Genomic DNA, 11,864 nt, shown 5'->3' with positions numbered 1-11,864 from the left:
ATCAATTCATGTATTAAAATTTTAATACAAAAGTCATTTTAATATTACAATTTTAATACATAATAACCTTTGGTGGTTTATGCAAACTGCCTGTCAAGTTCGGCGGCTATAAAATTCAGTTCTTCTGTGGTAAGGTTGATGTCGGCTGCTTTGGCATTACTCACAGCCTGTGCGGCATTCCTGGCACCGGCAAGCACTACGGTAATACCGGGCTGCCGGGTAGTCCATTTAAGCACTAGTTGGGCTAATGTGGCATCTTTTTCCCGTGCTATGGGCGCTATCTTATTAAGAAAGCCCTGCACTTTTCCAGGATCAAACTGCCCGAAATAACTGTTGCGGTGGTCATCACTTTTAAGATGTTCGCCGTTAAAATATTTACCGCTAAGCAATCCCCTTTCCAGCGGACTGTAGGCTATAATACCAATGTTGTTTGCTATAGCCGCCGGAACCACTTCTTTCTCTATGCCACGGTTCAGCATGCTGTATGGCATTTGGTTAGAGGCCAGCTTTATGGTTTCCTGCGCTTCCAGCATCTGGCTTTTGTTGTAGTTACTTACGCCCGCTGCACGTATTTTACCTTGTGCTATAAGCAATTGCAGCGCTTCCATGGTTTCGTCTATCGGTGTGGTAGAATCAGGCCAATGCAGTTGTAGCAGGTCTATATAATCAGTCCTCAGGCGTTTCAGGCTTTCTTCGGCTTCCTTAATCACATTGGCTTTTGAAGCATATTTGTAAATTGGGTAACTTTTGCCTTCGTTTTCCTGGTTCCACATAAAATCGCCATGCCCGTTGTTGCTACCGTCCCACACCATACCAAATTTTGTAAGCAGCTGTATTTTAGAACGATCCATACCCTTAATGGTTTCGCCTATAAGCTCTTCACTGAAACCCAGACCGTAAAACGGTGCGGTGTCTATGGTGGTAACACCGTTATCTATTGATGCGGTTATGGCTTCGGCAGCATCTTTCTTTTCAGTGCCGCCCCACATGGTACCGCCTATGGCAAAACTGCCGTATGTTATCTCTGAAAGGCGGAGATCAGAATCTCCTAATTTCCTGTATTCCATTTTATTGTTTTTTTAAATTGTTACCGCTTGTTTGTATGTCGGCCAGTCGGTATAGCCGTGGTTGCCAAGGCCGTAATGAAGGTTACGGTCGGGCTGGGTAAGCTCCCAGTTGTTTTGCAGGCGTTCCACTAGGTCGGGGTTCGAAATGAACGGCTCGCCAAAGCCCGCTATATCTATAGTTCCGGCATTAATAAGCGCTTCAGATTTTTCCCTGTCCATGCTGCCTGCAAGGATTATCACCCCTTTGTACCAAGTGCGGAAGCGTTCCAAAAAACCTTCGGGTAACGCATGGCTGCCTTTAGACTTTTGGTCCATAAGGTGGATGTATACCACATTTCGTTTGGCAAGTTCCTGCGCCAGGTATTCATACGTAGCTTCAAGTTCATCGTAATGAGGCAGGTCTCCAAGGCCTCCATATGGGGTAAGCCTTATGCCCACCTTATCACTGCCTACGGCTTCAATTGTAGCATCTGCAACTTCCAGCAAAAACCTTGAGCGGTTTTCTATGCTTCCGCCATATTCATCAGTGCGGTTGTTTACAAAAGGATTCAGGAACTGTTCTATAAGGTAACCGTTAGCGCCGTGCAGCTCCACTCCGTCAAAACCGGCTTCCATGGCATTTTTGGCAGCATTGGCAAAATCATTCACCACCTGCTTAATCGCTGTGGTACTAAGCGCTTTTGGTTTTGAAGAAAGCACCGGGCCTTCTTTGCCATTTTCGTCATAACCCCATGCGAAAGAAGTTTCCGCCTGGATATCCGATGGGCCTACAGGGGCTATACCGCCCGGCTGGTTAGAGGTGTGCGATACCCTGCCCACATGCCATAATTGTGTAAATATGGTACTCCCCTTTTCGTGTACCGCTTTGGTTACTTTTTTCCAGCCTTCTGCCTGTTCTTTTGTATAAAGGCCCGGGATGTAAAGTACGCCTTTTGCAGTGTCTGATATTGCAGTGCCTTCGGTAATAATCAGCCCTGCCCCTGCACGCTGTGCGTAGTATAATGCATTGTTTTCATTGGGTATACCGTCTGCATTACGGGCCCTTGTCATAGGTGCCATAGCAATACGGTTTTTCAGTTGTAGCGAACCTATCGTTGCAGGCCCGAAAATATTTGTTGTCATTTTATATCTTAAATTATCTGTACCTGCCTGCTTTTTACGGGGCCGGCATATCTCCCGTTATCTGGGCTTGCGGTGACAGGAGGCCGCGTTGTAAACCTCCCGCCTTGTAAGCCCTTCTGTAATCTTAAATCTTTATTTTTTTATCAGCCAGTTTTCTACCGCTTTAGAAAAATCAGCCACATCTATGGGGTGCCTGCTGGTAATGATGTTACCGTCTACCACCACCGGAACGTCTGATACTATACCGCCTGCATTTTTAAGGTCTACCTGTATGTTCCAGTAACCTGTAAGTTTCCTGCCTTTAAGTATGTCTGCCGAAGCAAGTACTACCGGCGCGTGACAGATGGCTGCTATCAGCTTCCCTGATTTGTTGAAATCCTGTAGGAACTTGATAACATCTTTGTCGTACCTAAGGTTATCGGGGTTCCATGCACCACCGGGAATAAATACGGCATCATAGTCGCTTACTTTTATCTGGTCGGCAGTACGGTCAAATTTTATCCAGCCTACCGGTTGCAGGTATTGTATGGCCATAATGTGTGTCTTTGCCATTTCGGGGCTGCTAAGGCCGTAGCGTGCCGGTGCAGGATTGTATTTAGGTGCCACAATATCTACCTGTGCACCCAGTTCCCTGAAGTACCATACCGGGCCTAATAGTTCTATTTCTTCAAAGCCATCGGCGGCTAATACCGCTATCCTTTTACCTTTCAGTACAGTTTTATCTTTTACCTGTGTAAAGAAGAACGACCTCAGCGCTTCGTTACCCGGGGCATTAAGCAATTGCGATACAGGCATTACCGATACTACTGCCGGTGAAGCCAGCTGGTTCAGTACTTCCAGTTCGTGGTCGGTAACGTGGTCTGCTTTTACTTTAACCTGTGCCTGTACCGTAAATACTGCTGAGATACTGAATAGGCCTGCTGCAATGATTTGTTTTAAATTTTTCATGATTTCTAATGTTTTAAAATTTTTAATTGTTGATTTTATGATGTCAAAACTATTATGTATGCTTATGGTATACTGTTGACTTTGGTTAAGAACTACTATTGTTTGTTATTCCCTGGTTAGCGGGGCAAACTCTATAAGATTGTGAAGCCCCTGCTGGAATGGCGGTTTCTTAATGCTTGTTTCCAGGTACTCTATTACCGGTTTAATGGGCGGGAAGTTAAGATGGTACTGGAACGCATCGGGGCTCCTGAATTTCTCAAATGTTACAAACTGCGTGTCATCTCCTTCTACTGCCGAAAGCTGGTAGGTAACAACGCCCGGCTCACTCCTGAACTGTGGCATGGCTATGTGGTATGTATCTGTAAAGCGTTGTTGTGTGCCGGGTTTGGCATCTACAAACAGCATCACTACAAGCGGGCTGTCGGTAGCTTTGGCAGGCCTGCGCCATTGTTGCCTGGTAAGTGGCTCCAGGTCGTTTACATTATATCCTTTTACCGGTTGTGCCAAAGCTTTAGCTGCAACTTTTTCAAGCGCTTTTGCCTGCTCACCTTTTTCAAAGCTTTGCAATGCAGCTTTGCTGTCCCAGCGTTCTATAAGCCACAGTATAGTAGGTTTGTCCTGCTCATAATAGGCTTCAGCCATAATATTTGCATCTTTAGTGATAGAAGCAGTTACATAAGTTGACAGTGCTTTTTGCAAAAGCTTTTCTTGTCCGGGTTTAACCTCATACTTTGTGAGCCTTCCGGTAGCTTTTATGTAGCCAAGCTGTTCCAGTACGGCCTCTCCCAACGCCTTAGCCGATTGCGGGTTTTGCCCTGTTACCAGCCTTTGGTCGGCCACCACATGGGTTTGCCATAAACCTGATTTTTCAAATTTGGCACCACGTTCTATCAGCTTCGATTCCAGTAAAAAAGGCACTACCTTATCAAGTTTTACTGCAACTTCCTCTTCATTGGTAAAAGCGTTCACTTTTTTACCGTCTACTAAGTACTTGCCATCAGGCAGCTTAATATTTACCAATCCCGCAGGACCGTGGCACACCGCACTAACCACACCACCGTTTGTGTAGATTTTAGCAGCGATGTTAGCCAGTTCGGCATTATCGGCCAAATCCCACATGGCGCCATGACCGCCTGCATAGTGTATGGCTGCGTAATCTTCAGGTTTTACCTGTTGGGGTTTCAGGGTGTTCTCTATCTTTTTCCTGTACACGGCATCATCCCAAAACTTTTTGTTTACCGCATCGGCCAGGTTAAATCCGTCTACCGGGGCCTTGCCGCCTTTAGGGCTTACAAAGTCTATTTCGTACCCGGCATTTACAAGCACATCCCACGGGTGCGATACCTCCGACAGGTAATAGCCTGTCGGCTCGCCGGTATCGCCTTTTTTGTCGTGGCTTGTTACTACAAATAAAATTTTCTTTTTCATGTTCACTGTATTTTGGGCATCGGCCCTGTAGGCAGGCATTAACAGTACTGCGAGTACAAGGGCCAGTTTTTGTATTATCATTGGTGCTTTCATAACACTGTTTCTTTTAATGATGATTTTAATTGACTTGATTTTCGTTGTTGTTTTTAATCGTATTATCTGAAACAAATTTCAGGCTTATACACGAGGTGGAAGTTGAGCAGGCTCACTATAAAAGTGTGACTGAAATCACACTTTTAGTGCAGGCCTTTACGTCTGTTGCGGCAGTAATAAAGTTTCCCCTGCTATCTGAAAAAGCGGGGACAGATAAAACAATCTTGTTTTTAAGTAAAAGTTCCATGGCATCAGGTGTTTTAATTTTATATGTCAAAATTAGAACACAGCCATGCCCCTGTGCGAGGAGCCAAATCACAAAAAAAGTGTGACGGTAATCACACTTATCCATACACTGCTATTTCACAGTACTTACAGTATACAACCTGCTAAGGGTTTCGCGGCTTACGCCAAGGTATTCTGCAATATATTTTTTTGGTATCTTCTGCATTATGGTAGGGTAAAGCGCTGCAAATTCCTCATAACGTTGTTTCGGGTTGCCCGAAAGCAATGACATAATACGGCGCTGCTGTGCCGAATACCCCTTAGTAAGCTTCATCCTGAAAAAATGTTCCATTTTATGGAGTTCGGAAGCCAGCTTTTCGCGCGAAAAAAGTGTAATGCACAGTACCTCGGCTTCTTCCATACAAATGATATTGACACAGGCATCGCCCTGGTTAAAAAAGGCATTATAGTCAGACAGCCACCAGTTTTCCAGCGCAAACTGCACTATGTACTCCTTCCCTTCCTTATCAAGGTAAAACGCACGGAAAATTCCCTTTACAATCCAGTAATCACTGGTTACCTTATCGCCTTCTTGTATAAGGTACTGGTGTTTGCGTACTTTCTTTTCTGTAAAGAATGTTTTTATGTATTCAAACTCTTCATCGGTAACCGGGGTTATTTCCTCAATATGCCTCCTGAATTTATCCATAAGTTGTTGTCTTGCCTGTTTTGAAGGTTACTTACAATTACAGATAAAATTACTAAAAAATACGCTGCATTATTCACTACAAATACTACATATTTATTATAAAAATCAAAGGCAGATACAATTAATCCACAAGGTTTTTCAACGTAAAAAGGTGAAACAAAAAAATAAATGTAAATATTACATTTATTTTTTAGCTTTGTGAATACCAAACCTTAGTATTCATAAAATGTTTAAAAACATAATCGTAAGCCTGTGCTTCGGTATTACTGCTTTTGCACAAAACAATACCGTAACCTATTTTAACCTTCAGGATGTACGGCTGCTAAACAGCCCTTTTTATAATGCCATGCAAAAAGATAAAGAATATCTTTTGGCAATAAACCCCGACAGGCTACTGGCTCCCTACCTTGAAGATGCCGGGCTGCCTGTAAAAGCAGACAACTACCCCAACTGGGAAGATACCGGGCTGGACGGCCACATAGGCGGGCACTACCTTTCTGCACTTTCGCTTATGTATGCAGCCTCCGGCGATAAGGAAATGCTGCGCAGGGCCAACTATATGGTAAACGAACTGGAGCGCTGCCAGGTGGCTAACGCTAACGGCTATGTATCGGGCATACCCGGAGGAAAAGCAATATGGAAAGAAATTGCTGCGGGAGACATCCGTGCGGGCAGCTTCGGGCTGAACGATCGCTGGGTACCGCTGTACAACATCCATAAAACCTATGCAGGCCTGCGCGATGCCTATCTGTATACAAATAATGAAAAGGCCAGACAAATGCTGATAAAGCTTACCGACTGGATGGCACAGGTAGTAGCCGGACTTAACGAGGAACAGATACAGGACATGCTGCGCAGCGAACACGGCGGGCTTAACGAAATATTTGCCGATGTATACGTTTTCACCGGCGACAAGAAGTACCTTGAACTGGGTAAAAAATTCTCTCACCACGAATTGCTCGACCCGCTTATTGCCCACCAGGACAAGCTTACAGGCATACATGCCAATATGCAGATACCTAAAGTTATCGGCTACAAACGCATAGCAAGCCTGGACAACAACGCTGCCTGGAGTGATGCATCACAGTACTTTTGGGAAAACGTTACCCAAAAACGTACCGTAGCTATTGGCGGTAACAGCGTAAGCGAGCACTTTAACCCGGTTAACGATTTTTCGTCTATGGTAAAGAGTGTCGAAGGCCCCGAAACCTGCAACACTTACAACATGCTAAAGCTGACCAAAGAACTGTTCGGCACCGCACCGAAATCGTCTTACATGGATTATTATGAAAGGGCGCTGTACAACCACATCCTTTCATCACAACATAGTGAAAAAGGTGGCTTTGTGTACTTTACACCAATGCGCCCGGGGCATTACAGGGTATATTCACAGCCCGATACCAGCTTTTGGTGCTGTGTAGGTTCGGGTATGGAAAACCACGCCAAATATGGCGAAATGATTTACGCCCATACTAATGATGCACTTTATGTTAACTTGTTTATACCGTCGCAACTCACCTGGGCTGATAAAAAGCTTACGATAGTACAGGAAAATAATTTCCCTGAAAATGCCGAAACCAAACTTACCATAAACCCGGCCAAAAAAACTGCGTTTACGCTTAAACTGCGTTGCCCAGACTGGACTGATGCGGCTAAGGTAAAGATAGTGCTGAACGGCAAAGAAATAAAAGCGGTTGCAGATGAAAACGGTTATTTCAACATCAGCCGCAAGTGGAAAAAAGGCGATACGGTAGTACTGCAACTGCCTATGCATATTGCCAAAGAGCAACTGCCGGATGGTTCTAACTACTATGCGTTTAAATATGGCCCCGTGGTGCTTGCCGCATCTTGTGGCACCAACAACCAGGAGGGTCTTTTTGCCGATGAAAGCCGTGGCGGCCACATAGCCCACGGCCCTCAGATACCGCTAAATACTATCCCGGTACTTCTGGGCAAACCAGATGATGTACTAAGCCACGTAGCCCCTGTAGACGGTAAAGCGCTTACCTTCCACGCAGGCGGGCTGTACCCGCAGCAATATGTTTCGGGGTTTGAACTGGTGCCTTTCTATAAGATACAGGGTGAACGCTACATTTTGTACTGGCCTCAGGCCGATGCCGGGCAGGTACAGAAAATGCAGGAAGAACAGGCCAAAGCCGAAGAAGCAGAACGCAAGCTGAATGCCATTACACTCGATAAGATATTGCTGGGCGAACAGCAACCGGAAGCCGACCACTTTATAGAAATGAAAGATGCCTATACCGGTTATATGGAAGACCGCCATTACCGCGATGCGCGTGGATGGTTCAGCTACCAGATGCGTAATACAAGTAAATCGGCCAGGTACCTGTATGTTTCTTATTTTGATGCCAATAACGGCCGTACCATGAACATTGAGGTGAATGGTAAAAGTATTGTTGCCAAAAAGCTTGAGGGAAAATCAGGTGGTTCGGTACAATATCTTTTACTCCCAATACCCGATAGCGAGCGCACAAAAGAAAAACTGGTGGTAAAATTCACCACAGAAGAAAAATCGCTTACGCCAAAAATCATAGAAGTACGATTGCTAAACAAAGAGTTATAAAACAAAAGAGTAGCCATTGGCTACTCTTTTGTTTTACGGTATATACGGTTTACCCACAACCAGCTTATCCCCTGAAATATCTACTTCAAAAAAGTGTGGCACACGATGGTAACGCCCGTTAACATCTTTATGGCTGTGCAATGACATGAGCAACTTGCCGCCCAGCGTACGGAACAGCATACCATGCCCAAAATCCGGCGGGGTTATGGGCTTCGCTTCCTGTACCCACGGGCCGTCTAACGTACCGCTTTCAGAATAGGCTACGCCCTGGGTGTATACATTGTATATCCAGCTGGTCCAAATCATGCCCAGGCGGCCGGTACCGGTCTTAAACAAATACGGTCCATCAGTAACCCTATGCGGTACTTCCTTACCGTTTTCATCCTTTTCCTTACTCCACGGTGAAGCACTCGCCTTAAACAACAGCTTCCCTTCCCCTACCGTACCGCTAAGGTCGGGTTTCAGTTCTATTTTTTCTATGGTACCGTCTATGGCCTGTAGCCATTCGTAGCAATACACCATATACGGCTTACCGTCTTTATCTACCCAAAAAGTACCGTCAAGCGTAGGCTTATCAGCCGGCAGGTAGGTTTTGTCCTTCATCGGCACAAAAGGCCCGTCGGGTTTATCACTCACCAGCACGTGAGATGCCCTGCGTTCTATCTTATTACCCTTTACGGTATCTATAATAACATCTTTATTGGTAAACGTAGCAAAGTAGTAGTACCTGCCCTTGTAGGCATGTATCTCTGCCGCCCAAATCATGGGCTTTGGCCCCATCCATGAGGCATCGTCGGTTTTCGCTACGGCATAGGGGCCGTCCCAAAGCTTCAGGTCTTTACTTTTCCAGAGCATACCGCCGGTACCGGTCATGTAATACATGTTGGTTTTCTTATCGGCCAGTACAAAAGGGTCGCTCAGGTTTATAGAATCCAGCGGCACATTCGTACGCGGCTCCCTGTTTTTTCTCTGGGCAAACGACGCAACTGAAACCAGTACGCATGCCAAAACGGTTACTACTTTCCTCATAAAGATGTTGTTTAATAAAAAATCCGGGGAATAAAGCTTTAACCTAAGCCCTAATCCCCGGATATTATGATTGTCCTCTCCTGAAAAAACAGGCAGTTATTTTATAAGATGGTTCGGGAAATCTGACACACGCTCGCAGCACACCTGCTCCATAACCTGTTGCAGCTGCACTTTCAGCATGCTTATGGCATGGTTACCGCCTTCATTGCCCAATGCTGCCACGCTGTACATAAACGTACGCCCCATAAAGGTAAAATCGGCGCCGCTGGCCAGTGTACGGGCCACATCCACACCGCTGCGTATACCGCTGTCCATCATTATCTTAATCTTGTCCTTATAATTTTCCACAATCGGGTGCATCGATGCTATAGCGCTTTGCCCTGCATCAAGCTGCCTACCGCCGTGATTGGATACGATAATACCGTCAAAGCCGAGCTTAATAGCCATTTCGGTATCTTCCTCGCTGGCTACACCTTTCAGCACCAGCTTGCCTTTCCACATATCGCGGATGGGCGCTATGCGTTCCTCGTTTACCCTGCCGCTAAAAGTACGGTTCATAAACTGGCCCAGCTGCTTCATGTTCAACCCTTTTTCCATGTACGGTTTCAGGGTTTCAAAAGCAGGCTGGCCGTGCATAAGGGTTTTCATGGCCCATTCCGGCCTGCCCAGTATTTGCAATATGTTTCGTAAGCTCATGCTTGGCGGCATGGCAAGGCCGTTGCGTATATCCCTCGGGCGTACGCCAAATGTCGGCACATCGCAAAGCACAACCAACACAGGATATTCAGCAGCCTCAGCCCTTTTAATAATATCGTTCCTTACCGCTGCCTCTGCCGGGTGGTACAACTGGTACCATGCCTGGCCGTGCGTTATCTCGGCTATACGCTCTATGCTGGCCGTAGTAACGGTACTCAGTATAAATGGTATATTGTGCTCATAAGCTGCCTTGGCAAGGATTTCCGGGGCATTGGGCCACATAAGACCCTGAAGGCCTACGGGTGAAATACCAAATGGTGCATCATAGGTATGCCCAAAAAGTTCGGTTTTTTGTTCCGATTTTATGTGCTTGCTCAGGTAGTACGGCTTAAGCTCTACATCGCGTATTTCGGCAGTGTTCTTAACAAGGTTTACATCCTCATTACACCCCCCGTCGAGGTATTCAAATGCGAAGCGCGGTATTTTCTGCTTGGCGCGTTTTATAAGGTCTTCTACCGATGGGTAGTTGCTGTTGTATTGTAATTGCATTATCGGTTTACTTTGTGGTAAATGTACGATACTCCTATACGTCAAAAAAGAGCGGGACCAATTTTTTCATGGCATAATTTTCCTTCAGGAACTTATTGGTCACTTTTTTGTCTGATATCACCATGGCAGCACCCAGAGCAGAGCCTAACGGCGACTGTGTAGACAGTACCTTAAAGCTGCTGAAGTGGTGCGACATCAGTTTCATAAACACATCGTTATCGGTAAAACCGCCGTCTATATAAATGGTTTTTATATCGCTGTCGCCTATGGCATTGGTTATCGTACTGATTTGTTGTGCCATAAGCTCTATCATCAGCTGGTGGTAGGCTTCCTCAAAGGTAGCAAAGGCCGAAAGGTCGGTTTGCCCCTCCTGCTTTTGCAATGACGTACCTCCGAACTCAAAATACACCGCCGGTTTTTCTATCAGCTTCAGGTAAATATCGGCATCAAACGCTATGTTGTGGTGGTAACCGTACTCCTTACCGTAATGGTCGCACAGGTTTTCTACCTGAAGGCGGTACTCATTCCCCATAAAAAAGCGCGATGCCTTTACACGTTTGCCGTCGATACGCAGGTAGTTCAGGCAGTTGTCTTCAATATCCTTTTCGGTAAGGCTTTCTGTGCTGTAAGGGTTCAGGGCAATGCTCCAGGTACCGGTAGACAGCAGTAGGAAGGGCTTTTTCTTGCTAAGGATATACGGCAACAACGCCGAAGAACTGTCGTGTATGCCCACGCCTATTTTCAGCTTATGGTCTTTATAGGTAGTGTTGATACTGGCCGATGTAGGTACAATAGGCGGCAATATTTTATCAATATCTTCGTCATGCACCCATTCATGGTAATCGTCCTTATCATAATCCCACAGGTTTGTATGGCAGCCTATACTGGTGTACTCGCTTACCGGTATACCCGTAAACAGGTACGACAGGTACTGCGGTAGGTGCAGGCTGAATTTTATTTTGCCAAATACCTCAGGCTTCCTGGCTTTAAGCCAATACAACTGCATCCCCGAATTCAGGAAACCCGACTGCGGTGAGGCCGTATCGCGGGCTATTTTCATTTCACCGCCATATTTGGCGTAAAACTCCGCAGCCACTTCGGGGTCAAAATCCTTGGTATAATTGTACAACGGGGTTAGTGGCTGGCCTTTGTAATCGAGGTGCACAAAACTGGCCCCGTACGACGAAAAGTTAAGTGTCTGTATATGGAACTCCGTGTTTTTAAGCGCGGCATCAAAGGTGTCTTCTATCCATTTGCGCAGCAGGCCCAGGTCTTCGGTAGGGTAACCGTCTTCGTCTGTAGTTTCGTCCAGGCGGGTATACTCCCTGAAAACCTCTTTATAGTTTTCATCAAAAAGGAAGAATTTCTTGTTGGTTTTCCCAATGTCAAAAACAGCATTTACTTTTATCATTCC

Annotated in this window: 9 protein-coding genes; 1 reads left to right on the top strand and 8 read right to left on the bottom strand. The window is 45.7% G+C overall.

Features of this window, described 5'->3' with window-relative positions; all coding sequences use genetic code 11:
* Positions 1–77: 77 nt before the first annotated feature.
* From ACZIX4_RS08855 to ACZIX4_RS08835, 5 genes are all read right to left on the bottom strand, one after another.
* Complete coding sequence (locus ACZIX4_RS08855; protein WP_463335272.1) at positions 78–1,067, bottom strand: aldo/keto reductase; 990 nt, start codon at positions 1,065–1,067, stop codon at positions 78–80.
* A gap of 12 nt (positions 1,068–1,079) precedes the next feature.
* Positions 1,080–2,189, bottom strand: a complete 1,110-nt coding sequence (locus ACZIX4_RS08850; RefSeq protein WP_463335271.1) for an alkene reductase — start codon at positions 2,187–2,189, stop codon at positions 1,080–1,082.
* Positions 2,190–2,321: 132 nt separating this feature from the next.
* On the bottom strand, positions 2,322–3,137 hold the full coding sequence (locus ACZIX4_RS08845) for a DJ-1/PfpI/YhbO family deglycase/protease (RefSeq protein ID WP_463335270.1): 816 nt from the start codon (positions 3,135–3,137) through the stop codon (positions 2,322–2,324).
* 105 nt (positions 3,138–3,242) lie between these two features.
* Complete coding sequence (locus ACZIX4_RS08840) at positions 3,243–4,658, bottom strand: antibiotic biosynthesis monooxygenase (RefSeq protein ID WP_463335269.1); 1,416 nt, start codon at positions 4,656–4,658, stop codon at positions 3,243–3,245.
* A gap of 358 nt (positions 4,659–5,016) precedes the next feature.
* Positions 5,017–5,592, bottom strand: a complete 576-nt coding sequence (locus ACZIX4_RS08835; protein ID WP_463335268.1) for a Crp/Fnr family transcriptional regulator — start codon at positions 5,590–5,592, stop codon at positions 5,017–5,019.
* Between the two features lie 226 nt (positions 5,593–5,818).
* On the opposite strand from ACZIX4_RS08835, the gene ACZIX4_RS08830 reads away from it, so the two are divergent.
* Positions 5,819–8,176 (top strand): beta-L-arabinofuranosidase domain-containing protein, encoded by a 2,358-nt coding sequence (locus ACZIX4_RS08830; RefSeq protein ID WP_463335267.1) that lies wholly within the window; start codon positions 5,819–5,821, stop codon positions 8,174–8,176.
* A 33-nt stretch (positions 8,177–8,209) separates the two neighbouring features.
* On the opposite strand, the gene ACZIX4_RS08825 is transcribed toward ACZIX4_RS08830, so the two are convergent.
* The 3 genes from ACZIX4_RS08825 to ACZIX4_RS08815 form a co-directional block, all read right to left on the bottom strand.
* Positions 8,210–9,205: a glycoside hydrolase family 43 protein gene (locus ACZIX4_RS08825; RefSeq protein ID WP_463335266.1), complete on the bottom strand. Its 996-nt coding sequence runs from the start codon at positions 9,203–9,205 to the stop codon at positions 8,210–8,212.
* Positions 9,206–9,301: 96 nt separating this feature from the next.
* The gene (locus tag ACZIX4_RS08820) at positions 9,302–10,450 is read right to left on the bottom strand and encodes an alpha-hydroxy acid oxidase (protein WP_463335265.1); all 1,149 of its coding nucleotides are present in this window, start codon (positions 10,448–10,450) and stop codon (positions 9,302–9,304) included.
* Between the two features lie 34 nt (positions 10,451–10,484).
* Complete coding sequence (locus tag ACZIX4_RS08815; protein WP_463335264.1) at positions 10,485–11,861, bottom strand: FGGY-family carbohydrate kinase; 1,377 nt, start codon at positions 11,859–11,861, stop codon at positions 10,485–10,487.
* Between the last annotated feature and the right edge of the window lie 3 nt (positions 11,862–11,864).

This window comes from Flavobacterium niveum (genome assembly GCF_055231775.1).
The sequence above is the reverse complement of the archived record's forward strand: the minus strand, read 5'-3'. Positions and strand labels throughout refer to the sequence as shown.